Source organism: Oleiphilus messinensis (genome assembly GCF_002162375.1).
Taxonomy (GTDB): Bacteria; Pseudomonadota; Gammaproteobacteria; order Pseudomonadales; family Oleiphilaceae; genus Oleiphilus; species Oleiphilus messinensis.
The window spans coordinates 4,927,861-4,952,805 of record NZ_CP021425.1 but is presented as its reverse complement, the minus strand read 5'-3'; the positions used below and the strand labels follow the sequence as shown (position 1 = coordinate 4,952,805).

19 protein-coding genes and 8 pseudogenes are annotated in these 24,945 nt (G+C 52.0%); 14 read left to right on the top strand and 13 right to left on the bottom strand.

What is annotated here, in order from left to right; translation table 11 throughout:
• Window positions 1-72: 72 nt before the first annotated feature.
• From tnpA (OLMES_RS21530) to OLMES_RS21520, 3 genes are all read right to left on the bottom strand, one after another.
• Window positions 73-504, bottom strand: coding sequence for an IS200/IS605 family transposase (tnpA, locus tag OLMES_RS21530; protein WP_087463147.1), 432 nt, complete (start codon window positions 502-504; stop codon window positions 73-75).
• 141 nt (window positions 505-645) lie between these two features.
• Window positions 646-1,614 carry a BtrH N-terminal domain-containing protein gene (locus OLMES_RS21525; protein WP_087464603.1) on the bottom strand — a complete coding sequence of 323 codons (969 nt, stop codon included), beginning with the start codon at window positions 1,612-1,614 and terminating at the stop codon, window positions 646-648.
• A gap of 21 nt (window positions 1,615-1,635) precedes the next feature.
• A complete protein-coding gene (locus tag OLMES_RS21520) occupies window positions 1,636-2,505 on the bottom strand; it encodes a metal-dependent hydrolase (RefSeq protein ID WP_087463146.1) in 870 nt (289 codons plus the stop codon).
• A gap of 560 nt (window positions 2,506-3,065) precedes the next feature.
• Between OLMES_RS21520 and OLMES_RS21515 the strand changes: the two genes are divergently transcribed.
• The 7 genes and pseudogenes from OLMES_RS21515 to OLMES_RS21485 form a co-directional block, all read left to right on the top strand.
• Complete coding sequence (locus OLMES_RS21515; protein WP_087461237.1) at window positions 3,066-4,367, top strand: IS4 family transposase; 1,302 nt, start codon at window positions 3,066-3,068, stop codon at window positions 4,365-4,367.
• Between the two features lie 177 nt (window positions 4,368-4,544).
• A pseudogene (locus tag OLMES_RS21510) lies at window positions 4,545-5,089 on the top strand (transposase); the annotation flags it as partial.
• A gap of 100 nt (window positions 5,090-5,189) precedes the next feature.
• Window positions 5,190-6,266: pseudogene (locus OLMES_RS21505) on the top strand (IS1380 family transposase); the annotation flags it as partial.
• Between the two features lie 99 nt (window positions 6,267-6,365).
• A pseudogene (locus OLMES_RS21500) lies at window positions 6,366-7,717 on the top strand (IS1380 family transposase).
• A 213-nt stretch (window positions 7,718-7,930) separates the two neighbouring features.
• A pseudogene (locus OLMES_RS21495) lies at window positions 7,931-8,278 on the top strand (transposase); the annotation flags it as partial.
• Between the two features lie 282 nt (window positions 8,279-8,560).
• Window positions 8,561-9,501, top strand: a pseudogene (locus tag OLMES_RS21490) (IS1595 family transposase).
• Between the two features lie 2 nt (window positions 9,502-9,503).
• A pseudogene (locus OLMES_RS21485) lies at window positions 9,504-9,701 on the top strand (transposase); the annotation flags it as partial.
• An 83-nt stretch (window positions 9,702-9,784) separates the two neighbouring features.
• Here the strand turns inward: OLMES_RS21485 and OLMES_RS21480 are convergent.
• Both OLMES_RS21480 and tnpA (OLMES_RS21475) read right to left on the bottom strand, forming a co-directional pair.
• Window positions 9,785-10,015: a hypothetical protein gene (locus OLMES_RS21480; RefSeq protein WP_087463143.1), complete on the bottom strand. Its 231-nt coding sequence runs from the start codon at window positions 10,013-10,015 to the stop codon at window positions 9,785-9,787.
• Between the two features lie 157 nt (window positions 10,016-10,172).
• Complete coding sequence (gene tnpA, locus OLMES_RS21475) at window positions 10,173-10,604, bottom strand: IS200/IS605 family transposase (protein ID WP_087463142.1); 432 nt, start codon at window positions 10,602-10,604, stop codon at window positions 10,173-10,175.
• Between the two features lie 324 nt (window positions 10,605-10,928).
• Between tnpA (OLMES_RS21475) and OLMES_RS21470 the strand changes: the two genes are divergently transcribed.
• Window positions 10,929-11,679 (top strand): IS5 family transposase gene (locus tag OLMES_RS21470; RefSeq protein WP_157678437.1). Its coding sequence is split into 2 segments (ribosomal slippage): window positions 10,929-11,540 and window positions 11,542-11,679, totalling 750 coding nucleotides; the frame shifts between segments, so codons are not numbered across the junction.
• A 229-nt stretch (window positions 11,680-11,908) separates the two neighbouring features.
• Here the strand turns inward: OLMES_RS21470 and OLMES_RS21465 are convergent.
• The gene (locus OLMES_RS21465; protein WP_087459828.1) at window positions 11,909-13,174 is read right to left on the bottom strand and encodes an IS701 family transposase; all 1,266 of its coding nucleotides are present in this window, start codon (window positions 13,172-13,174) and stop codon (window positions 11,909-11,911) included.
• 173 nt (window positions 13,175-13,347) lie between these two features.
• Here OLMES_RS21465 and OLMES_RS21460 point away from each other — a divergent pair, with 173 nt between their 5' ends.
• Complete coding sequence (locus tag OLMES_RS21460) at window positions 13,348-14,082, top strand: TetR/AcrR family transcriptional regulator (RefSeq protein ID WP_232465168.1); 735 nt, start codon at window positions 13,348-13,350, stop codon at window positions 14,080-14,082.
• Window positions 14,083-14,176: 94 nt separating this feature from the next.
• On the opposite strand, the gene OLMES_RS21455 is transcribed toward OLMES_RS21460, so the two are convergent.
• Window positions 14,177-14,638, bottom strand: a complete 462-nt coding sequence (locus OLMES_RS21455) for an efflux RND transporter permease subunit (RefSeq protein WP_232465167.1) — start codon at window positions 14,636-14,638, stop codon at window positions 14,177-14,179.
• 225 nt (window positions 14,639-14,863) lie between these two features.
• Between OLMES_RS21455 and tnpA (OLMES_RS21450) the strand changes: the two are divergent.
• Window positions 14,864-15,052, top strand: a pseudogene (gene tnpA / locus OLMES_RS21450) (IS200/IS605 family transposase); the annotation flags it as partial.
• 13 nt (window positions 15,053-15,065) lie between these two features.
• On the opposite strand, the gene OLMES_RS21445 reads toward tnpA (OLMES_RS21450), so the two are convergent.
• Window positions 15,066-16,007, bottom strand: a complete 942-nt coding sequence (locus OLMES_RS21445) for an IS1595 family transposase (protein ID WP_087463141.1) — start codon at window positions 16,005-16,007, stop codon at window positions 15,066-15,068.
• A 524-nt stretch (window positions 16,008-16,531) separates the two neighbouring features.
• Here OLMES_RS21445 and OLMES_RS28690 point away from each other — a divergent pair.
• The 4 genes from OLMES_RS28690 (at window position 16,532) to OLMES_RS21420 (ending at window position 19,347) form a co-directional block, all read left to right on the top strand.
• Window positions 16,532-16,876, top strand: a complete 345-nt coding sequence (locus OLMES_RS28690) for a hypothetical protein (RefSeq protein ID WP_232465166.1) — start codon at window positions 16,532-16,534, stop codon at window positions 16,874-16,876.
• A gap of 3 nt (window positions 16,877-16,879) precedes the next feature.
• Complete coding sequence (locus tag OLMES_RS21435) at window positions 16,880-17,566, top strand: reverse transcriptase domain-containing protein (protein ID WP_232465165.1); 687 nt, start codon at window positions 16,880-16,882, stop codon at window positions 17,564-17,566.
• 456 nt (window positions 17,567-18,022) lie between these two features.
• Window positions 18,023-18,721, top strand: coding sequence for a group II intron maturase-specific domain-containing protein (locus OLMES_RS21425; protein ID WP_198343073.1), 699 nt, complete (start codon window positions 18,023-18,025; stop codon window positions 18,719-18,721).
• Window positions 18,722-18,825: 104 nt separating this feature from the next.
• Complete coding sequence (locus OLMES_RS21420) at window positions 18,826-19,347, top strand: group II intron maturase-specific domain-containing protein (RefSeq protein ID WP_232465164.1); 522 nt, start codon at window positions 18,826-18,828, stop codon at window positions 19,345-19,347.
• A 180-nt stretch (window positions 19,348-19,527) separates the two neighbouring features.
• On the opposite strand, the gene OLMES_RS21415 is transcribed toward OLMES_RS21420, so the two are convergent.
• The 5 genes and pseudogenes from OLMES_RS21415 to OLMES_RS21395 form a co-directional block, all read right to left on the bottom strand.
• Window positions 19,528-20,760 (bottom strand): NAD(P)/FAD-dependent oxidoreductase, encoded by a 1,233-nt coding sequence (locus OLMES_RS21415; protein WP_087463139.1) that lies wholly within the window; start codon window positions 20,758-20,760, stop codon window positions 19,528-19,530.
• A 177-nt stretch (window positions 20,761-20,937) separates the two neighbouring features.
• A pseudogene (gene tnpA / locus OLMES_RS21410) lies at window positions 20,938-21,303 on the bottom strand (IS200/IS605 family transposase); the annotation flags it as partial.
• A 101-nt stretch (window positions 21,304-21,404) separates the two neighbouring features.
• Entirely contained in the window at window positions 21,405-23,084 is a 1,680-nt protein-coding gene (locus OLMES_RS21405; RefSeq protein ID WP_087463138.1) for a GMC family oxidoreductase, read from the bottom strand.
• Window positions 23,084-24,496 carry a cytochrome P450 gene (locus OLMES_RS21400; RefSeq protein WP_087463137.1) on the bottom strand — a complete coding sequence of 471 codons (1,413 nt, stop codon included), beginning with the start codon at window positions 24,494-24,496 and terminating at the stop codon, window positions 23,084-23,086. The genes OLMES_RS21405 and OLMES_RS21400 overlap by 1 nt, the downstream gene beginning before the upstream one ends.
• A 17-nt stretch (window positions 24,497-24,513) precedes the next feature.
• The gene (locus OLMES_RS21395) at window positions 24,514-24,834 is read right to left on the bottom strand and encodes a 2Fe-2S iron-sulfur cluster-binding protein (RefSeq protein ID WP_087463136.1); all 321 of its coding nucleotides are present in this window, start codon (window positions 24,832-24,834) and stop codon (window positions 24,514-24,516) included.
• Window positions 24,835-24,945: the final 111 nt, after the last annotated feature.

The following is a 24,945-nucleotide window of genomic DNA, read 5'->3' as shown; positions in this document are numbered from 1 at the left end:
GCCGGAGGTTTATTGGGTGAGCGCCTCAAAGGCGCCGTAAGTTCTAGAGCCGCCCAAGGCGGCTGCATTCTTTCACAGTCCGAGTTTCATCTGATCTAATCGATCATCCTCCGCTTCCTGGTTCCGGATATACGATCGAACCAAGTCTTCATCCATGCCAATGGTGGAAACAAAATATCCACGTGCCCAAAACACCTCTCCCGTGAAGTTCCTTTCGCGACCGCCAAACCACCGGGCTATCACTATTGCGCTTCTCCCTTTGATATAGCCAACCACATGAGAAACTGCGTATTTGGGCGGTATGCTCAGGCACATATGAACATGATCCACCATCAAGTGGCCTTCAACCACTTGCGCTCCTTTCTGACTGGCCAAGTCGCGGAAGACCTCACCAAGATGCTTTCTCAACACACCAAATATTTTCTTCTTCCGTCGCTTGAGGATGAATACTACGTGATACTTACAATCCCATCTTGTGTGGCTCAAACTCTGATACTCTTTCATTGTGAATCTCCATCTCTTGGTCGAGATTTCAGATTCACAATGACCGACGTATAGGTCAAACCCTTAGGTGTCCCCCGGCAAAGCCGGGGGTTTACCTTCTGTTAATTAGTTGCATCCCCGAACCTATTGATTTGCTGTGAATTAGGTCAGGACATCCAGCGCATATTTCACGTAATGTGACTCGCGCATCCTTACATGATTAATGGCGCTCTTTATTTCAACGAAGGGGAACACCATCGACTCGGAGCCCTGTTTCAAGGTCTCAGCCAAATCAGACCAGCTCGCTGCCGCGCTACGCATCAATTCCACCAAATTCGCATGAATTACAGCGGGGAGCATATCTCCCACTTCTTCCAAAAAATCGGCATACATGGCACGGAATCCGGCACCGCCAGTACCGCGCTTTTCGATCACCTGATAGGCAAAGCGTAACGACCAGCGCCAGTTTTCGTCCACAGCCCAGCGTGGCAGCTCCCCAACCCAGGTTTCCAGAGCCGCGAGACCGCTAAAACGGTTTCCGTTAGCCAATGCGTAGGCATTGTCGAAGATTGCTTGCCGCACGCGCTCTGGAGTTACACTGGTATCAATGGCGTGAGGCGCGAACATATTACCGTGATGAATGAAGGGTGGCGCGGTCGAGAAACGTGCATCAGCCAAGTTATTCGCCGCAACCGCAATTAAGTCCGGGCGCTCCGTATCGCTAACCAGCACCTCATTACGCTCCTCGTCGCGGAGCCATGCCACGATGGCATGCCCAGGAAAATGCGTGCTACTGCCAAAATAAGGCAGATGATATATATCCGTTAAAAGCAATGCAGGCCGGTTTTCATGCAATGCCTGATATAAATCAGCACTGGCGGACGGCTTATTGCTGTAACTGGTCCAACAAAAAGGAACCTCTAAGGTATTAAACACCTTCTCCTCGAACCCCATTGAGCGCACATGAACAATGAAAGGGGAGCTGGTACCTGGTATCTCCACGTAAGTAATACCGAGTCCAGCCCCGAGGCCGAAACAACATGCTTCGCTCATCAATAAGCCATGGAATTCAAGCAAGTCACGGATTGCTGAACTGCCACAATGCCTGCCCGGCCTATGGCAGTGTGTCATAATCGCCTTTTCGCCATCCACTCAGGCTGCCTCGCTCATCGGCGAGCTTCCGTATACAGCAGCGGATGCACGCATTGGGTCGCCATGACCCTCATACTCTTCCACCCATGCCGCCACTTTCTCTGGCATGCCCGTATCCCAAGGATGAAACCCCGGACGGAACCAAGCCAGGAATTCAGGCAACATTCGAGTCAAAATACCACGCCAACCATAGAGACGATTCAGCCCACGCAACACGACGCCAGGCTGGCGCATGGCGCCATCTAGACGCAACATATTCACAAACACCGGCCCGACCACCAGATGAATCATTAGGATGGTCACTACCAACGCCGAGACCCGTGACAGATACCCGCCGCCCGCCGCTGTTTGATAGACATCGTAGGCAACTGCCTTATGCTCAACCTCTTCCACACCATGCCAGAGAAACATCGCTCTCATCACAGGGTCCGCTTCGGCAAACATGTCAATTTCTTCCTTGAGCATTGCCTCGCCCAGAGTGGCCGTAAAATGTTCGAATGCTGCAGTCATCGCCAGCTGATACTTTTCTGGCAAGTACTTTTGTGACGAGCGAATGAAACGCCGCAGATTGCTGGTAATCTTGTCAACATCAACACCCTGCCCAACCATCACCTCATTGAAATGATCGTGGACAATACCATGCTGTCCCTCTTGACGAATAAAGTGGCGAATGTCTTCACGTAAACCTGGCTCCTTTACCCGATCTTGGAAATTCCGTACCGACTGGATAAAAAACCGTTCACCCTCGGGGAAATGCACTGAAAGGGCATCAAAGAAACGAGTTAGGACAGGGTCTCCACCATTCCAATGCCGTGGAACAGTAGATACATCAAAGGTTACTTTTCGTGGCTTTATTGGTATCGCTTTCATAAAGGGCCTCCGCACAAGCCTTCAGAGGGTGTTTAGCTTCACTGGTACTTTATTGGTTAACCAACCAATTATCAATACCATTCCAGGACATTTTAGAAAAAAATAAAACCCCTCTGTAAGACTCTGCGACGGCATAATGGATCGGCAAGGGCATCTGAAAAACCTACGGTTTTGAGCCAGGTGGCCATGTAGCGTATTTACCCCTTCTTCTCCTCACCCTCAACACTTGCTGCACGGTAATTGGGTGGTTGACCAACCTCTGCATGTGCGCTATTTTGCTTTTTTTATCAAAGGGAAATCATTGTGCTTGAGTTCATTGCCATGCTGAGCTGCTTAACAGCGATAAATGTATTTCTTGTTAGTGTTGTGAGTGAATCAAATAATGCATCTTCAACCAAGCGGCAATTAGTGGAGGACCCCCTCTTAGAGCTAGAACTTAAGGACGCTCATAGGTAGAACATTAAGCGCAAATATAGGATAACCCAATGATATTATTATGGATTTATTCTGCGATAAGGTAGATTATTAGTCGCCAAACAATCAACCGACCTTAAAGCAGAATGAACCAGCGTAAATTTACCACATTTCTCGAAAAACTCACCCACTCCTTCAATCCAGAAAAGATCACTGAAATCGCAAAACAGGCAGATTTCTGTGTTCGGCAAAGACGAATCACGCCTTTCAAGCTAGTGACTTGCCTGGTTGCCATAATGGCGTCTAGCACCATTGAAAGTGTAGCTGACATTCAGCGTCGATATTGTGAGTGGTCTGACAGCAACATCACTTATCGTGCCTTTCACAACCAGTTTTCGAAACCAGAGTTTCCCGAATTCATGCGGGAAGTGTTGTCATCACTTCTCACTGACTGGTTGCAGCCTGCACTGGCATTCCCGGAAGGCCACTCTTTTCATCAGTTTAAACAGATCCTGATTCAAGATGGCAGCTCATTTGCCGTGAAGGATTCGTTGAAGAAGTCGTTTCCTGGCCGTTTCAAAACCGTCAGTCCTGCCGCAGTTGAGCTTCAGGTGACCATGGATCTTTTGGCAGACCAACCATGCACTATCTCGTTGACGCCCGACACAGCCAGCGAGCGGGATTACCTCCCTGAGCCACAAACTCTATCTGGGTGTCTGTTACTGGTTGACCGGGGTTACTTTGATTTGGAATGGTTTCAAGATCTGCAGGATGCTGGAGGGTTTTATGTCGCACGATGCAAGAACAACATCAACCCCACCGTTGTATCTGCTCATCGGGAAGATGGCAAAATGCTGAAGCACGTGCAGGGAAAGCCGCTGAAATCTGTTCAAGGCAAATTACTCAAGCGACAACGTACGGAACTAATTGTTTCCTGGAAAAAAGGAAAGCACACGATTACCGCGAGATTGATCGCTTGCTGGATCAAGCAGGAAAAGAAATTCTCCTGGTTGATCACCAACCTCCCTCAAACGCAGTTTTCTCTGGACGAGGTCAGTGAGGCTTACCGGTTACGCTGGCAAATCGAATTGTTGTTCAAAGAGTGGAAATCCTATGCCAATCTGCGGTGCTTTGATACCGGCAAGGAATCAGTAGCAACCGGGTTAATTTGGGCGGCGATTGCGGCGGCACTCATAAAGCGTTTTATGTGTCACAGCGCGCAGCGTATACTCGACAAAGCGCTATCCACTCGAAAAACAGCGATGTGCTGTACGATGACCTTTTGCGATACGATGCTTGGCATCATGCGCTTTGACCAGAAGGCAACTGAACTCAATGCGCGCAAATTGATTATCTTTCTTGGGCATCATGCGGGGAGAGCCCACCCCAAAAGAGACTGCAATTCGGGTAGATTCAGTTTGGGTCTACAGCTCTGTGAGGTGGCTTAATGTTCTACCTATGTAAGGACGCTAATTGTTCCACGAAGTCTGATATTTCACCATACTGCAAATAGCGGTAAATATGAAACCTAAATTCTGCAAACAACATTGTACTTGAAAAGAAAAAGGCGACTTGATTCAATTGGTTATCGCCAAACAACCAAGCACATCAGAGTCACCTTTTTCATGATCAAGAATACCCATAAAAGTGCCAAAAAACCAGCCGCAAAAATTCGCTATCAACACACCGGAAAAAAGCTGACTAGTCAAGCTGGCATTATCCCTGCCATGCATTTCCTCGATCACATCGGTTTTACCGAGGCTTGCCAGAAGCATCTTGATTTGCAACGCGGCAACACGGCTCGTTACAGCTTGGGCGACTCAATCTACCTAACGATTATCGGCATCATCGCCGGTGCCACTTCGCTCAGGAAGGTGGTTTCTGTGTGGGCAGATCAGGTGCTGCGTGAAGTGGGGGGGGGTGGCTATCGATTCCAGATGACAGTACATTGGGTCGTATTTTCCGTCGTGGAAAGCTCAAGCATGTCACCCAGCTCGAACAGATTAATCACACCTTGCGTCAGGGAATTTGGCATAGAGCATTGAAGTCCGGTACTTGGTTGCCCGGAACCCTCTATCGAGGCTGGATTGATGTGGACTCGACTGTCAAAACCGTTTACGGTCAACAGGAAGGTGCTGAAAAAGGCTACAACCCAACGAAAAAAGGCTCTAACCCGAATATTTCATAAAAAGAGGCAAACCTTTCTTAACCCACTGATATAATGGGTATTTCGCAAAAAATGCTTCGTAAGAAACTAAGAAAGGTCGCCCATGTCAGATTCTACCCCAACTCAACTTCGTTTTCCTCCTTCCGCAGGCTTTACTGTGCGCGCAGATTTCGATGGCGGAGCCATGTCATCCGATTTTGGTGCTATGCTATTACGCGGCGTTGACCACCAGGTCGGACTGATTAATCGGCTGACGGCAGCTATCAAAGATCAGCGTCACCCCTCTTACATCGATCACGATTTAGCTGACTTATTGGCACAACGCATTTACCAGATTGGGTGCGGCTACCACGACGGCAATGATTGCAATAGCCTACGTCATGATCCCTTGTTCAAGCTTGCCATCAATCGAAAACCCGTGGAAGTCAGCGAAGCATTAGCCAGTGCGCCGACACTCTCTCGTCTTGAAAACGCGGTGACTGCCCGTGACATTTACCGCATTGCCCAGGCCTTTGTTGAACAGTTTATCGCGAGTTATGCCAGCGCTCCGGCAATCATTGTATTGGACATGGATCACTCCGAAGATCAAACTCATGGCCAACAGGAATTCTCGTTTTATAATCATCATTATCGGAGCCATTGCTACTTACCGCTGTTTTTGTTTGAAGGCTTGTCAGGCAAATTCATTACCGCTGTGTTACGCCCCGGTAAACGTCCCAAGGGGGCCGAAAACGCAATGATTATTAAACGGGTGGTGAAACTGCTTCGCCAACACTGGCCGGAAACTCATATCGTGCTTCGCGGCGACGGTCACTTCTCCAATCCGGAATTGATGCAATTGGCACTGGACGATCCACATACCGACTTCATCTTTGGCCTCACCGGTAATCAGGTGCTCAAACGATTGGCCAGTCCTCACCTTGAAAACACGCGAAAACTTCATGAAACGCGATGCCACAATGCTCTCCTGTTCGATCGGGAACGACCTCAAAGCACCCGGACTTATCATGAACTCGATTATGCCGCCGGCACCTGGCCTCAATCGTTCCGAACCATTCTCAAAGCGGAAATCATGGATTTAGGCGAGAATCCCCGATTTGTAGTGACCTCTCTCACCAATACCACTCCCACTATACTTTACAAGGATCTGTATTGTGCGCGAGGTCAGGATGAAAATTATACCTAAATTCTGCAAACAACATTGTACTTGAAAAGAAAAAGGCGATTTGATTCAATTGGTTATCATCAAACAACCAAGCACATCAGAGTCACCTTTTTCATGATCAAGAATACCCATAAAAGTGCCAAAAAACCAGCCGCAAAAATTCGCTATCAACACACCGGAAAAAAGCTGACTAGTCAAGCTGGCATTATCCCTGCCATGCATTTCCTCGATCACATCGGTTTTACCGAGGCTTGCCAGAAGCATCTTGATTTGCAACGCGGCAACACGGCTCGTTACAGCTTGGGCGACTCAATCTACCTAACGATTATCGGCATCATCGCCGGTGCCACTTCGCTCAGGAAGGTGGTTTCTGTGTGGGCAGATCAGGTGCTGCGTGAAGTGGGGGGGGGTGGCTATCGATTCCAGATGACAGTACATTGGGTCGTATTTTCCGTCGTGGAAAGCTCAAGCATGTCACCCAGCTCGAACAGATTAATCACACCTTGCGTCAGGGAATTTGGCATAGAGCATTGAAGTCCGGTACTTGGTTGCCCGGAACCCTCTATCGAGGCTGGATTGATGTGGACTCGACTGTCAAAACCGTTTACGGTCAACAGGAAGGTGCTGAAAAAGGCTACAACCCAACGAAAAAAGGCTCTAATTCTTATCATCCACTGGTTGCCTTTTGCAGCCACACCAAAGAAATTTTGCAAGCATGGTTGCGCAGTGGCAGCACCTACACCAGCAACGGCATTGTAGGCTTCATGCAGCAACTTTCTGCGCAGATGCCACCCAAAATGCGGCTGCTATTCCGAGGTGATTCAGGATTCTTTGTTGGAGAGCTCATGGACTGGCTGGATCAGGCTCGCCATGGTTACCTGATTAAAGTGAAACTCAAAGGCCTTGCCGCTTTGTTGGACAAGCAAGCTTGGCAACGAGTACCGGGTCATACCGATTGGGAACAGTGTGACTTTTTCCATCAATGCGGTCAATGGGAGCGGTCACGTCGCTTTGTTGCTGTGCGGCGTAAAACTGCTCTCATCACCAAAGGCCCTCAACAAGCCTTGCTGAATGAGCCCGTTTACGACTACTTCTGCTACGTAACCACAGAGCGGTTGTCTCCTTGGCAAGCACACACGACATACGGAAAGCGCGCAACTTGTGAAACCTGGTTGGATGAAGCTAAGAACCAAATGGGGCTGGCGCAAATCAAGAGCCATGATTTCATGGCCAGCTCATTAATTTTCCAATGCGCTGTGCTGGCGTATAACACGGTACGCTGGATGGCACTACTGAGCGATAATGACGAATTGAAACGATGGGAAATTCAAACTATCCGAACTTTTCTGGTACGTACTGCTGGACAACTCTTGCGTGGTGGGAATCAGCTTAAGGTCAACGTTCCGAGCAACCATCTTCACCCAACTCCGTGGGCTGACTGGTTAAAGCTGTCGTTTATTCATTGACCAAAATACCTATACTTAAATTCTTCGACTAAGCAAATTCCAGATTTGGAGTCAGGCAGACTTTGGCCTGTTGCTCCGGTTGACGATAGAGATGATTATAATTTAAACAGTCCAATCAAGTGAATTACGCTTGTTTCAGTTGCATGGTGTGCAAAATGGTGATCCATCGACACTAAATGTCGCTATAGTCGTATCGAATCGATTCAGACATATAGATTGCAGGATTTAGGTTATATTAAAATGATGAAAAACGACCTGGCCAGCGACCGGACTTCTGATCACTCATTTCTGGCTAACCATTTGCGATTGTTTTTCTCGTGTGCCGCCTATGTACTTCACCAAGTAATCCGAACTGAACTGTTGGCCAATACAGAACTGGCTACTGCTCAACCCTCCACGATCATTACCAAACTCTTTAAGATCGCTGTCCGAGTCGTACAGTATAAAGACCGTATCAAACTCCAATTGCCGAGCTGCTACCCCTTTAAATCGATACTGCACAACATCACCGAACTATTGTATTGCGCCAAACCACCACCCGCTTTAAACCAGACGTGCTGATAAAACAATAAGCCAACAACGAAGCATCACCTCATTAAGAGGAGGGGTAGTTTTGTCTGTACACCTTTGAATGGTTAATAAATGAGCAGCCAAATCGGCCCAGATAGTAAAATTTCACAATATGATCCGGAAAATCAACCATTGAAGGAGTTGTGACCTGTTTAGATACCAGTCAAACAATAGTGATGTTGTTTTGCTTGAAGCATTTATGAAACATTCGGGCTAGATACAAACAGCGCCATATGTTTACAGTATTGGTCATGGGAAAGCAAGGACATAGCAATGGCGCGCAACAGAGTTCAGTTTCAGAAAGGTTTGAGCTTGAATGAATTTCTTCGCCAGTATGGAAGCGAAGAGCAGTGCTGTGACGCGGTGGCACAATGGCGCTGGCCCGAAGGCTTCATCTGCCCCTTCTGCGGATCAGATCAATACTGCCAGTTAGCATATCGGCAGTTGCGGCAGTGCAATCGGTGCCGACGCCAGACCTCGCTGACCGCCGGTACCATCTTCGCGAGCACCAAGTTGCCGCTGACAACGTGGTTTCAGGCCATTTACCTGATCACGCAAGACAAGAAAGGCATCTCTGCGATGGAATTGCACCGTCACTGGGTATTTCCTACAACGCGGCCTGGCGCCTGAAGCACAAGCTGATGCAAGTCATGCTGGAGCGGGATCAGAACAAACCGCTATCAGGATTTATCGAAATCGATGATGCCTATCTGGACGGTGAGCGCAGTGGCGGCAAGGTGGGACGCGGTGCCGAGGGTAAAACCCCATTTCTGGCCGCTGTCCAAACCACCGATCAAAGCCAGCCGGTGAAAATCAAACTGACTGTTATCAAAGGATTTCGCTCAGACGAGCTCCTTGAATGGAGTCGGCGCCACCTGACACCTGACAGTACGGTGATTTCCGATGGACTGGCCTGCTTCAATGCGGTGACCGAGGCGGGATGTGAACACGACCGGATCGTCTGTGGCGGTGGCCGGGCCTCGGTAGAGGAGCCAGAACTCCATTGGGTGAACACGATCTTGGGCAATCTCAAGAGCGCATTGCGCGGAACCTACCACGCCGTGCGCCCCAAATATGCTCAGCGCTACTTGTCGGAATTCGAATATCGTTTCAATCGTCGATTCAATCTGGTCAATTTGCTGCCGAGATTGATTTATGTCGCGCTGCGCACGCCGCCAATGCCTGAAAAACTGCTGAAAATTGGCTTAGTGTAGGTGGTAATCAGGAAGGGAAAAGCGCAATAGTGATAGCCCGGCGGTTTGGCGGTCGCGAAAGGAACTTCACGGGAGAGGTGTTTTGGGCACGTGGATATTTTGTTTCCACCATTGGCTTGGATGAAGAGTTGGTTCGATCGTATATCCGGAACCAGGAAGCGGAGGATGATCGATTAGATCAGATGAAACTCGGACTGTGAAAGAATGCAGCCGCCTTGGGCGGCTCTAGAACTTACGGCGCCTTTGAGGCGCTCACCCAATAAACCTCCGGCTTTGCCGGAGGTCATTTAATTAACAGAAGTGCGAGATCGCCTATGGCAGCCGGCCATGAATTACCCTTAACAATGGTCTGGTCAACGAAAAACTTGAGGGTTCCAATTAGTTCCGGGTCGCCTTTTCCAACACCATCATTGAAGTCAATCTCGTCAAATTCAGGAATAATGGGCTTGTGAAATATCCGCTGACCAGACAGGGCAAAGTGCAATGGCGATTGCAGTGACAGTGGCGGGGGCATAGGAGCCTCCCCGGTGGTAGCGTGAGAGTTTAGATTTTAACACCAGTAAATATCCCCCGGCAAAGCCGGGGGCTTTAATTGTGTGAGCCGCTCGAAGCGGCTGATTCGGGGTCGCTAACGCGGCCCCGCATTTATCGGAACCACCATCCGGTGGTTCTCAGCGCCTCAGGTTCATTTGCTCCAAGCGCTGATCTTCCTGTTCCTGATTCCGGATGTACTCCCGAATCATTTCTTCGTCTCGACCCACGGTGGATACGAAATAGCCTCGTGCCCAGAAATGCTGACCTACAAAGTTACGGCGCTTCTCACCGTACACCCTGGCCAAGTGGATCGCACTCTGGCCCTTGATAAATCCAACCACCTGCGATACAGCATATTTCGGTGGTATCGATATCAGCATATGCACGTGATCCGGCATCAGATGACCTTCCTCAATCGTGCTTTCTTTCTGCTTCGCCAGCTTGCGAAACACCTCGCCCAAATGTGGCCTCAACTGGTCGTACAACGTCTTCCGTCGGCATTTGGGGATAAAAACTATGTGATATTTGCACTCCCATTTGGAGTGACTTAGGCTGTCAAACTCGTCCATTGCGGTTCTCCGTTACGTGTGCTTGGCGGCTCACGCTTCGGAGTTTCCGCGATGGACTCCAGGATATGTCAAACGTTTGCTGTCTCCCCGGCAGAGCCGGGGGATTTCCCGCTACGGGTTAAACCAGTGGCGCGCGACCATCTCACGGTTCATTGGGAAATGGATGTCGCGCGTTACAACTTCGTCATAACCGATCTTTCGACTTGCCAGCGCCATTTGTCTGTTCTCCTACTAGGGGCTGTTGATGTTTCGAAATAAGTTATTGATTTAAAATAGCAAACCCGCAATATTGCAGTTCCCACACAACGATACAACGAGTTTGCTATGCCCCGACTAATGCTCAGTGACGAGCTTTGGTTGAAGCTAAAGCTAATCTTGCTTCAATTTGGTGCCTATGACAAGCGAAGCTTGCGTATGACGGTGGAAGGAATGCTATACCGAATGCGCACAGGACTACCCTGGAGAGATTTGCCTGATTACTTCGGCCATTGGAATTCAGTCTATAAAAAATTTAACGCATGGTCAGCCAAAGGAATTTGGTCAAAGGTGTTTGAATTTTTTGTGGTTGAACCTGATTTGGAGTGGGGCTTTATTGATGGCAGTTATGTGAAAGCTCATCAGCATAGCAGTGGTGCCGCAGCTACAGGAGATCAAGCTATAGGCCGCAGCAGGGCTGGAAATACCAGTAAAATCCATATGATTGTTGACGGCTTTGGGTTGCCTGTACACTTTGAAATCACGGGAGGCCAGGCACACGATATCAGCGCAGCAGATGACGTGCTGGAAGGGGCTGATCTCTTTGAATACGTCATAGGTGACAAGGGGTACGATAAGGAGCCATTACGACAAAAAATAAGAGACAGAGGCTCGATTCCGGTGATACCAAGACGTCGTAATTCAACGGTTGGTAATGATGATATGGACTGGGGCTTATACAAAAAATAGACACTTGGTTGAAAACCAGTTCGCAAGATTAAAACACTACCGAGCAGTAGCTACTCGGTATGACAAATTAAAAAGAAATTTTGAATCTGTGGTGGCGATGGCATGTGCAATTCAGTGGTTACCTATGTGAAACGTCAACACGCCCTAGATTTCTTCATACTATTTGTTTGGGCGGCCAACCATATTATGTGTCTTGGTGACCGTATGGTCAAGCAGTTGTTAAACAAAAGGGTGGAAGATGTATCTAAAGTTTAGAGTTTGAGCATGATCCTCCAGTCCTGATTTCTGACCGGATAAATTCTGCTTTCTCTTCTACCCGCCTTATTCTAGGCGGCTTTTCGCTAGCGAGAGTCTTTATACTACTCAATAGCCCTCGCTGGCGGTTTAAATATTCGAGACTTTACGTCCCACCAATCCCTCACGGCAACTTGCTGTAAATTCCGTTGCAGCTTTAACCGAACCAGTCCCGCCGTAATCGGCGCATGTTTGCGCCAAGGGATGTCCAAGTGCATTTCTTGACCTGCCGACTCTTTCCAATAAGTGAGCAACTGCACCAGCGCATAGCTGAGAGAGATGATCTGAACCCACCGATGCAGCACCTGTCTGGATTGCTGCCAAGTCTCATTCCAGCCCCAGCGATTCTTTAACTGATGGAACATGGGCTCAATACTCCAGCGCTTGGCGTAGGCTTTTATGATGTCGATGCCCGACATATTCGTTCGAGTCGTCAACAAGAGCCGGGCAGGTTTTAAGCTACCGTCTTCGTTTTCAAACTGCACCCACACAACCTTTACGAGCTGCCCATCTAAAAAGCGGGCTTTGGCTATCACTGTTCGATACCTCAGTGACTGCTGTCGTCCATAGATCGTGACATTGGCGCAAGTCTCTTCCAGGTTAGTGACTCGCTCTGGTGTGTATTTCTCTCCGTACTTTCGAGGGCGTCCTCTTTTCCCGGTTCGTTCTGGAACATCGTATAAGGCGGTATCCTTTCGGACTTGCCCGATAACGTGATACCCCATACCTTGAAGGGAGGCAATCAGCGTACCCCGCATATACCAGCTATCCATCAGGACAGTGGCCCCGGTAAAAAATGACCTCATCACGCGAAGTAAAATGCCTGCCGTTACCAGCTTGTTACCGTTCCCGCAGGCTCGCGTTAAGCGCGAGATCAGTGGGATCGACCAGGCTTGTTTCTGCCCCTTAACAATCGCTGATAAACTGACCCAACACTGGCCGCGAACAAATTGCGGGCGGTTGGCCTTGTTACCATGCATGTGATGAAACTGACTACTGGGTGCTTTCTTGGAACTCCTTAGCACCAAGGTATCATCAATGGCCAAATACCACTGTTCATTGGGACACCATTGAGTCAGTAACTGACCCAGCTGTTGCGCGAGTGCAACCCATGACCACTTTCCCTTTTGCAACCACTTGAAATAACTGCTCCAGTGACGCTTCATTGCCACCATCAACCAGGCATCAGTGACAAACCCTGTTGGCGTGAGCATCGCCCCAATCAGTAACTCAATAAAGGTGGGTACTGAACGTAGGGGTAGAGCTTTAACCAAAAATGTGATCCAATCAAACAGGATCTCGGGGATATTGCCGTATCCCTTAGCGTCCATAGCGGCCTCCAGAATTTAATCGTTTTTCGTTCTGAAGGCCGCGCCTTATAAAACTATGGTTTTAAAAAGTCTTATAAGGCGCGGCAGCGCGAAGCCTGTCGCAAAGTCAATCATTTTGTCTTACTGGGTTCGAATTCTTTCCTCTGAAACTCTAAACTTTAGGATGTATGTATTTGGCACAAAAGACGGATCGCTTTGAGAGTTGGTCAAGTGGGAGCGGTGGGAGCGGGGTTGTAGAATTGAAAAAGGTGCGCCACGGAAACATATCGACTAATATCATCGACTTGCATACGCAGGAGGAAGAAGTGAATAAGAAAAGAGAGCCCCAGCAAGTAAAAGGGTCTGACCGCGACTTTGTGTTAAATTCTGCCGCTCGGCTGTTTCGAGAGCAGGGCTATGATAGGACGACGGTGAAAGAAATTGCTGAAGCATGCAATTTGCTGCCCGGAAGCCTTCATTATCGCTATAAAGCCAAGGAAGACATTCTTGTTGATTTAATGCGATTGGGCTTGGAGCATGCTTCGCGCGCCGTTTACAGGGCGGTGACAAGCGCAACAGATCCTGTAGAGCAATTACGGCTAGGCATAAATTCGCACCTGGAATTAGTAGTCAGTGGCTCGGATTTGGTCTACGTGCTGCTGTTTGAATGGCGCTCCTTGCGCGGTGAAGCACGAGCGGAAATGATCGAACTGCGTGACCGCTACGAGGCATTATGGGGCGCCATGCTTAGGTCTCTTGCGGATATAGGGGTGCTACGTGAGGACGTTGATCAGGACTTGCTGCGCCTTATCGGTCTTGGAGCACTCAACTGGGTAGCAACTTGGTTTCGTGAAGATGGTCGCTATTCACTTGAGGAGATAGGTGATTTCGTCTGGCGAGTGATTCGCGACGCGGTGCTTAAGGATTAGGTGCATAGTTACTCATCTACTTTCCAAACGAAACGCCAATGCGTAAAGCGCTGGCACGAACAACACCACCAATCAGAACATACGCCATCGGCCCTCAGAAAATATCGGTCGTCAAAGGGATGAACGCGAGCGCAGCAGCCAAAGCGGTTAGCACCACCGGTCTTGCGCGCCTGACAGCCGCCTCGACGACCGCATCTGACGGCATCATGCCATCCTCAAGGTTATCGCTGACCTGCTGAGTTAGAATTAAAGTATTGCGCATTAATATGCCCGCCAATCCGATCAGCCCAAGTAAGGCGACAAATCCGAAAGGCTGCTTGAAAACCAGCAGTGCTACGACAGAGCCAATGACGCCCAAGGGTGCTGTTAAAAGCACTATCACAACACCAGGAAAACTTCGCATTTGCAGCATCACGCAAGTTACCATCAGGGCAATCATCAGAGGGAAAACCTGATTTATAGAGTCCTCTGCTTTTTGTGAACGTTCCAGGCTACCCGCAATATCAATCCTGTAACCATCAGGGAGCGCTGCATGAATTGGTTCCAGGTCCGCCAATAATGCTTTGGGACATTTTGTGGCTGCGCATTCTTTACCTCCCCGTGAACAGCCAGAAAGAGCTCTCGATTGTGGCGTCGAATCATGGCATCTTCGTAAGCCAGTTTCATCTCGCCCAGATGCGAAAGTGGTAAACCCCCGGCTTTGCCGGGGGACACCTAAGGGTTTGACCTATACGTCGGTCATTGTGAATCTGAAATCTCGACCAAGAGATGGAGATTCACAATGAAAGAATATCAGAGTTTGAGCCACACAAGATGGGATTGTAAGTATCACGCAGTATTCATCCCCAAGCGACGGAAGAAGAAAATATTTGGTGTGTTGAGAAAGCATCTTGGTGAGGTCTTCCGCGACTTGGCCAGTCAGAAAGGAGCGCAAGTGGTTGAAGGCCACTTGATGGTGGATCATGTTCATACCTGATTACCACCTACACTAAGCCAATTTTCAGCAGTTTTTCAGGCATTGGCGGCGTGCGCAGCGCGACATAAATCAATCTCGGCAGCAAATTGACCAGATTGAATCGACGATTGAAACGATATTCGAATTCCGACAAGTAGCGCTGAGCATATTTGGGGCGCACGGCGTGGTAGGTTCCGCGCAATGCGCTCTTGAGATTGCCCAAGATCGTGTTCACCCAATGGAGTTCTGGCTCCTCTACCGAGGCCCGGCCACCGCCACAGACGATCCGGTCGTGTTCACATCCCGCCTCGGTCACCGCATTGAAGCAGGCCAGTCCATCGGAAATCACCGTACTGTCAGGTGTCAGGTGGCGCCGACTCCATTCAAGGAGCTCGTCTGAGCGAAATCCTTTGATAACAGTCAGTTTGATTTTCACCGGCTGGCTTTGATCGGTGGTTTGGACAGCGGCCAGAAATGGGGTTTTACCCTCGGCACCGCGTCCCACCTTGCCGCCACTGCGCTCACCGCCCAGATAGGCATCATCGATTTCGATAAATCCTGATAGCGGTTTGTTCTGATCCCGCTCCAGCATGACTTGCATCAGCTTGTGCTTCAGGCGCCAGGCCGCGTTGTAGGAAATACCCAGATGACGGTGCAATTCCATCGCAGAGATGCCTTTCTTGTCTTGCGTGATCAGGTAAATGGCCTGATACCACGTTGTCAGCGGCAACTTGGTGCTCGCGAAGATGGTACCGGCGGTCAGCGAGGTCTGGCGTCGGCACCGATTGCACTGCCGCAACTGCCGATATGCTAACTGGCAGTATTGATCTGATCCGCAGAAGGGGCAGATGAAGCCTTCGGGCCAGCGCCATTGTGCCACCGCGTCACAGCACTGCTCTTCGCTTCCATACTGGCGAAGAAATTCATTCAAGCTCAAACCTTTCTGAAACTGAACTCTGTTGCGCGCCATTGCTATGTCCTTGCTTTCCCATGACCAATACTATAAACATATACAGCATTCCATGACTTAGAAAGAGTGGTAATCAGGATTGAATTTGAAAATTGTGCTTAACAAAGTGTCCGGTTTGGGTTGACCACAACACTTCACTTTCTTGCCGGTCAAGGACTTCTAATCCGGCCCTCTCCCCGTGTGCACACCTTGCGTGTGCCATTTTTCGGCCCCCTTTAAGGGGGCTTTTTTTGTGCGCCCGGCACGGGCGCACTCCTGGAGGTGCAAGTCCTCCCGTAAGCTGGCCACAGCGAACGAAGTGAAGCGCAACTGCGGAAGGGCGACCGACCGTGGGGAGGAAGCGTGGAGCGTAAACCGCGAGCCGATGAACAAGAATCGGATAAGAGGCACTGCTGAGCAGGGCGAGCGGGCAAGAAGCCGCGAAGCTCTCGTGGCCAAGGCGAAGGGGTGTAAATCCGGCGGTTGTGCGGTGAAGGAGTGTGTTCTTACCCGGGGAGATCTCGCCTCATGCCTGAAAGGGCGACGTGGCAACACGGAGCGAGAAGTCAGCAGAAGCCATAGTAGCCGCTTGTTCAGGGCGAAGGGTTGAACGAGAAGGAGCGTCAAACGCCTTGTCGATGAGCACTGTAACGCATCAGATGCCCGCGCCAGAGGGGCGGGTCGCGGAACGGGAAGGTGAAGCCTTACCGAATGCGATCAGCGATGAAACAGGGCTCCCGCGACAGGAACCGGAGGACGCAGGACGAAACCTGCTTGCGCAGGCGTTCGCACGAGAGAATATGCAGCGAGCATGGAAGCGCGTGAAGGCCAACAAGGGATCGGCAGGTGTGGACGGGCTGGACATTGCCCAAACCGCGGAACACCTGTGATGGGTGTGGCCGGAGCTTCGCCAGCAACTGCTGAGCGGCTCCTACCAACCACAACCGGTTCGTCGGGTAGGCATCCCGAAGCCGGACGGAAGTGAGCGGGAGCTGGGTATCCCCACAGTCACCGACCGTCTGATTCAACAGGCACTGTTGCAAGTGCTGCAACCTCTGATTGATCCCACCTTCAGCGAGCACAGCTACGGCTTCCGTCCGGGCCGCCGGGCCCACGACGCCGTGTTGGCTGCGCAACGCTACGCCCAACAGGGCCGCCATATCGTGGTCGATGTCGACCTGTCGAAGTTCTTCGACCGGGTCAACCACGACATCCTGATCGACCGCTTGAGGAAACGCATAAACGATCCCGGAGTCATCTGGCTGGTTCGTGCGTATCTGAACGCGGGCATCATGGATGGCGGGGTGGTCATGGACCGGCATGAGGGCACGCCGCAAGGCGGGCCGTTATCGCCGTTACTGGCCAACGTCCTGCTGGACGAGGTGGATCAAGAGCTGGAACGTCGGGGGCACTGCTTCGCCCGCTACGCCGATGACTGTGTGCCACGAAGGCGCACCGAGGTCAGTTGTCCTCGGTGCAGCCATGCTGCACGAGAGATGAGGGTTGGCCCCTCGGTGTCGGCGTATAGGCGCAGGCACCAAACCACCCACTGCTGCTGCGTTAAAGAGACGTGGTGGTGAGCGAGATGGGAAAAGGTCGGGCATGACCCGATCAGGTAAGGATCGAAGAGACGAACGAGAGTGAACCGTTGATGAAGTGTCGAAAGCGTATAGACGATGTCAAAACCACGATGGAGTCGTTCCCGTGGGATAAGCGTAGGGGGCAACCTATTTACTGCCTACGCGGCATCCGGCATAAAAGCGGCGTGAAGTCGATCCAGGCTCTTGTGGGGAACGTGGGAACCTGTCACCCCGATGCCAAGGGAGACGCGCAAGTGGTAGCCCCATGAGCACCAGAGTACCAATGCGGGGTACAGGGACGGAGCAAGCCGTAGTAGCGGAGAAGGGCCGTAATGGGCCTGGAGCGAAGGGCTTGCCCCATTGCGCTGAAGTCGCGGCAGCAACCACGGGCGGTGATGCCGGTGGGAGGACTGCGGCGGCGACAGCAAAGCCGCTTCCCATAGGCAAACGTCAAGTATGGGAAGCCTACAAAGTGGTGTCATCAGTCCGCTGTTGGCCAACCTGTTCCTGCACTACGTCTTCGACAAGTGGATGCAGCGTGAGTATGGCGACGTACCCTTTGAACGATACGCCGATGATGCTGTTTGCCACTGTCGTAGTCAATCGCAGGCCCAAGCGCTGATGGAGGATTTGGGGCGGCGATTTGCGCAATGCGGACTGGAACTGCATCCGCTGAAGACCCGAGTGGTCTACTGCAAGGATGCAGACCGGCGAGGAACTTACGCCGAAACGAGCTTCGACTTTCTGGGCTTTACGTTTAGGCCACGACTATCGAAGAACCGGTGGGGTAAGACCTTCGTCAATTTCAGTCCTGCGGTCAGCGCCAAGGCGGGAAAAGCAATACGTCAGGAGGTCAGGAGCTGGAATCTGCAAAATCGCAGTGACAAGTCTCTGATCGATCTGGCGCGCATGTTCAACACCAAAATCAGGGGGTGGGTAAATTATTACGGCGCGTTCTATAAGTCCGCGCTTTATCCCACGCTCAGGCAAATTGATCGCAAACTTGTACTGTGGCTGACCCGCAAACACAAGCGTCTCCGAGGTCATCGCCGACGAGCCAGTCATTGGCTGGAACGTGTCGCGCGTAAGGAGACGCATCTGTTTGCACATTGGTCGCTGCTTTGGGGACAGGCTTCAATGGGAAGAGCCGGATGAGCGGAGACGTTCACGTCCGGTTCCGTGAGCGCCTCGGGGGGAGGTTCCTCGGGGCGACTCGACGCAACGTGTACGTTTGCAGTTACAAGGCGGGAGAGCGAGCAATGCGCCTGCTACGCCGGTGTTACGAGAAATTGCGTTTGGTGATCAACGAATCCAAAAGTGCAGTTGCCAGCGTCTTTGATCGCAAGTTCCTCGGCTATGTTCTGTGGCAAGGGAGGGATGGAGACGTTCGACGCGCGGTATCCACCAAGGCGTTACAGGCGTTCAAGCTCAGGATCAGGCAGCTGGCCCGGGGATCAGGTGGTCGCAGTATGGCACAGGTGGTGGAGAAGCTCCGCCGTTATCTGCTCGGCTGGAAAGGGTACTTTAGGCTGGCGCAAACGCCTCGCATCTGGCGATCATTGGATGAGTGGATACGTCGTCGTCTGAGAATGCTCCACCTCCGGCACTGGCGACGGGGCAAGACGATCTACCGGGAGCATCTGAAGTTGGGAGCAAAGCCCGAGGTTGCGCAATCGGTGGCGGCCCTGAGCCGGCGCTGGTGGCACAACAGTCTCTCTGCCATCCACCATGTGCTGACGATCGCCTACTTCGATCGGTTGGGAGTGCCGAGACTCTCGTGAAACCGCAACTTCTCGAACCGCCCGGTGCGGACCCGCATGCCGGGTGGTGTGGGAGGGGCGGAACCTATTGGTTCCCCCCTATCCCGATCGAGAGTCTTTGCGGTGGGGAACAGCAGGCCGGGAAGGTTGACAGCGATACCGGTGAACGGGGCTTGCCAGCCTCGCTGCCAAAGGGCGGTTTCAGAGCAGAGATTTCAGATCGGTATGCGGATCGCTCAATACGCCAGGGCTGACAGCCTGGCGTCGCTGAACCAGCTGTTTGCCAACCATAAAGGCAATCGGCAGATTGACTGCATCGACTGCGATGACGCAGCCGTCGCGCAAGTAGAACACCGCAAATCCCTTATCCGCGGGGCTGCCGTGCATGACACGCTGGTCATGACCTGGTGACAAGCCGATCATCTGCAGGCGAATGTCATACTGGTTCGACCAGAACCACGGCACGCTATCGTAGGGCTTCTCCTCACCCATCAATACCGCTGCGGCAGTACGCGCCTGATCAACAGCATTGGCTACCGACTCAAGCCGCAACCTGTCTTCAAAAAAAAGATTGCGATGACGTGTGCAGTCGCCGATCGCCAGAATGGCGGGGTCATCGGTGCGAGTAAACTCGTCAACGAGAATACCACCATCGCAGGCCAGGCCAGCCGCCTCTGCCAGTGCGGTATCGGGTATGACGCCGATCGAGACAAGCACGATATCCGCTGGCACCATGTCGCCATTCGCCAACGTGACTCCGGCAACACGCCCCTGATCACCGGTTGCAAACCCGGTCACCCCGGTGTCCAGACGTATATCCACCCCGGCATCATGGTGTCTGGCATAGAAAAAAGCAGACATCTCCGGCCCGGTAACCCGCTGCATCAGACGCTCGGCAGCTTCCAGCACCGTGACACCGACCCCCTTCTTGACGGCACTGGCAGCAACCTCAAGGCCGACAAAACCGCCACCGACGATGACCAAGCGTTTACCTGGAACGAGCTCCTCACGCAGGGCATCCGCGTCAGCGATATCGTGCAAATAATAAATGCCTTTCAACTCGGCACCCGGCGACCTCAGGCGGCGAACCTGTGAGCCCGTGGCGAGGACAAGGCGGTCATATCGGATCATGCTGTTATCGGATAATCTGACGGTCTTGTTGTCTCGGTCGATCTGATCGACACGCACACCGAGCCGCAGTTGATAGCCTGCGTTTTCGTATACCGAGCGTGGCTTTAGGTACAGTGATTCCTGCTCAACCTCACCGGCCAGATAATTCTTCGACAAAGGTGGTCGCTGGTACGGTGGGTGCGGTTCTTCACCGACCAGCACCACCTCATGCTGGTATCTGCTTTGCAGCAAAGCGGCCAAAAGCGCACCTGCTGCATGCCCTCCGCCCACGATGACTGTCACCTCTTGCGATTTGTTCGCCATAGCCCCTCTCAAACTGAAAATTAAATGTCTTCCGGCAAAGCCGGAGGTTTATTGGGTGAGCGCCTCAAAGGCGCCGTAAGTTCTAGAGCCGCCCAAGGCAGCTGCATTCTTTCACAGTCCGAGTTTCATCTGATCTAATCGATCATCCTCCGCTTCCTGGTTCCGGATATACGATCAAACTAACTCTTCATCCAAGCCAATGGTGGAAACAAAATATCCACGTGCCCAAAACACCTCTCCCGTGAAGTTCCTTTCGCGACCGCCAAACCACCGGGCTATCACTATTGCGCTTTTCCCTTTGATATAGCCAACCACATGAGAAACTGCGTATTTGGGCGGTATGCTCAGGCACATATGAACATGATCCACCATCAAGTGGCCTTCTACCACTTGCGCTCCTTTCTGACTGGCCAAGTCGCGGAAGACCTCACCAAGATGCTTTCTCAACACACCAAATATTTTCTTCTTCCGTCGCTTGGGGATGAATACTGCGTGATACTTACAATCCCATCTTGTGTGGCTCAAACTCTGATATTCTTTCATTGCGAATCTCCATCTCTTGGTCGAGATTTCAGATTCACAATGACCGACGTATGGATCAAACCCTTAGGTGCCCCCCGGCAAAGCCGGGGGTTTACCTTCTGTTAATTGCGGGAAGATACTATTTTCCAGGCACCGGGTGTCTCTACATCCTCAAGCATCATCGCGGCACCCTTCTCGCCGATCATGGTCGCCGGCTGATTGGTATTGCCACCCACCAGAGTCGGCATGATCGACGCGTCGATCACCCGCAGACACTGCACGCCATGCACTCGCAAACGCGGGTCCACCACTGCCTGCGAATCGACCCCCATTTTGCACGTACCGACCGGGTGATATGCCGATTCAGCGCTGCGCCGCACCCAGTCGGCGAGGTCTTGGTCCGACAACAGCGCCTCTCCGGGGGAAACCTCGACATCATGGTGCGGCGCAAAGGCCGGCTGTGCCAGAATCTCGCGCACCAGTCGCACCCCGCGAACAAGTTGCTCAACATCTGCGGGATCGGACAAATAGGCGGGATCGATCAGCAGCGCCGCATAGGGATCAGCGCTGTTAAGACCGACGCGGCCCCGTGACAAAGGCCGAAGCCCGTAGATCATGACTATGTAGCCATAACCACTCATCGCGGTCTTCATGTCCCGTCCGTGATCAGCGTACAGCATGGGCGCGAAGTGCAGCTGCAGATCGGGAATCGGCTCTTGCGACCGGGAGCGGATAAACCCGCCGGCTTCGGCGCCATTGCTGGACAGCACACCGCGCCGACCAGCCAGATACTGCAGCACGGCCCATAATCCCTTGAGCCAGTAGCTTGGATGCATCGAAATGCCCAGACGGGTGCGTGCCCGGGCCCGAACGAACACGTCGATATGGTCCTGAAGATTCTGCCCTACCCCTTCCAGCGCGTGACGCACCTCAATGCCGTGCCGAACGAGTTCCTCACGCGGACCGATTCCGGATAACATCAAAAGCTGTGGCGAATTAAACGCGCCACCGCAGAGCACCACCTCGCGCGCTGCTCGAACCTGCACCTGCCCCGCCCCGCTCCGATACTCCACACCGACTGCACGGATCCCTTCGAGCAGGACTCGGGTGACGTGTGAACCACTTCGTACCGTCAGGTTCGAGCGTCCCGCCGCAGGCTCAAGATAGGCGCGTGCATTGCTGCATCGCGCACCATTCTTCTGATAGGCGTAGTAGAAACCTGCGCCCTCCTGATCATGGCCGTTAAAGTCGCTGTTGTGGCGGTATCCAGCCTGCTTTGCGGACTCAACAAACACTCGACTGAGAGGATTGGTATAACGGCGCTCGGCGACATTGAGCGGACCTCCTCGACCATGAAACGGCGCATCAAGTGAGTCCAATGGCGGCTCGAAATTCTCCGACTTCGTGAAGTAAGGCAGCACATCTTCGTACGACCATCCCTGGCAACCCCGCTGCGCCCATTCATCGTAGTCGCGGGCATGACCGCGGATATAAACCTGTGCGTTGATGCCGCTCGACCCTCCGAGCATCTTGCCCCGTGGCTGGAACAACGAGCGATCATACATATGCCGCTGCGGCTCGGTGTTGAACTGCCAATTATAGCGACGGCTGAACATCAGCTGCAAAAAGCCCAGCGGCATGTTCACGAACGGGTTACGACGGCTCTCCGGCCCGGCCTCAAGCAGCAGTACAGAATAGCGGCCGCTCTCGGACAGGCGGTTAGCAACAGCGCATCCGGCTGAGCCGGCACCGACCACCACATAGTCAAACTGCTCTGACGCCACACTGCCCTGACGGCTCATTAATTTTTCGCCGTCAACTTGACCATCAGCGTGGAATAACCCCGCACAAAGTTGGATTGCACTCGCTCCGGTTCGCCAACCACCTCGATGTTGTCAAAACGCTTGAGCAGCTCCTCCCACAGAATGCGCAATTGCAGTTCGGCGAGGCGGTTGCCCATGCAGCGGTGAACGCCATAGCCAAACGACATATGATTTCTGGCATCCTTACGATCAATAATGAACTGATCCGGGTTTTCGAATTTTCGTTCGTCACGATTGCCCGAGGCGTACCACATCAGCACACGATCACCTTTCTTGATAGTCTGGTCATGCAATTCGACATCCTGCGTGGCCACTCGACGCATATATGCCAGTGGGGTTTGCCAACGGATGATTTCCGAGACCATATTCGGAATCAACTCAGGATTTGCCTTCAGCTTGGCAAACTCCTCGGGAAACTGATTCAGGGCCAGCACGCCACCACTCATCGAGTTGCGCGTGGTGTCGTTGCCACCGACGATGAGCAGCCCCAGGTTACCGATAAACTCCATCGGACGGTTGATCAGGTCCTTGGTATCTTCGTTGTTCTGCATCATGCTGATCAGGTCAAAACCGACCTTCTCACCGGCTGCACGACGTGCTTCTTTGTCGCGCCAAAGTCTGGAAAAAGACCATGCCATGTCTGCAGCATCGTCGAACATGACATCTTCATCGGCAAATTCACCTCCAGTGGCCGATGATGCGCCGGACAAGCGATCCGACCAGTCAACCAGCTTGTGACGTTGCTCGTAGGGAAAATCCAGCAAGGTTGCCAGCATCCGACCGGTCAGTTCCTTCGAAACCGTCGGGACCCAGTTGAACGGCTTGTTCAGAGGCAGACTGTCAAGCACCTCTCCCGTGCGGCTGCGGATTAGCCCTTCCATTTCCTTCAGGTTCTGCGGCGCCACAACCCCCTGAACCGCGCGACGCTGTACGTCGTGCTTCGGGGGGTCCATGGCGATGAACATCTCTACCGATAAACCATCCGGAGTATCCCCCAGAATGATTTGCGGCTCGGCAGAAAACAACTCATGACTCTTGTCCACGAACAAAATATCGTCATACCGTGTTATCGACCAGAATGGGCCAAACGGGCTGGTCTTCTGGTAATGCACCGGTGCCTCATCACGGAGCCGCTTGAAATAGGCACCCCACTGGCCTTGCCGATACAGAAACGGGTTACTGGTGTCGATATTTTCAAGAGTCAGAGTATTAACATCGGGCACCGTGGACTCGATAAAGGGAATCATCGGAGTCTTGGCGCCAATGGTTTTCCTCTTTGCCTTCATTAGTACCTTCAGCGCCTTGATCTGCAAGTGCATGGGCACCACTCTGGATGTGGCATTAAACACTTTGGTCTGGATCGTCGCAGTTTCGCTTGATTTCGTTGTCATTGTTTGCTCCGCATCTTTTACATCTGGAATTCAGGCAAATAAACGATCATGCCATCCATCGCTTCTGTAACCTTGACCTGACAGCCAAGACGCGAGGTACCAGCCCGCTCCGGTGTCATGGACAGCATCTGTTCTTCGGCATCAGCGATCTCACCCGTCTTGTTGAACCATTGCTCGTCAACGATGATATGGCAGGTCCCGCACGCGCACTCTCCGCCGCAATCCCCGTCAATGCCGGGCACCGCATTGGTGACGGCGATTTGCATCAGCGTAGTGCCCGCCTCGAACTCGGCAACATGCTCGGTATTGTTATGCTCAATAAAGGTGATCTTGGCCAATGGCTTTCTCCTGCAATTAGGTCTTCTGTTTATAGTGACTAAAGTTTAGAGTTTGAGCATGATCCTCCAGTCCTGATTTCTGACCGGATAAATTCTGCTTTCTCTTCTACC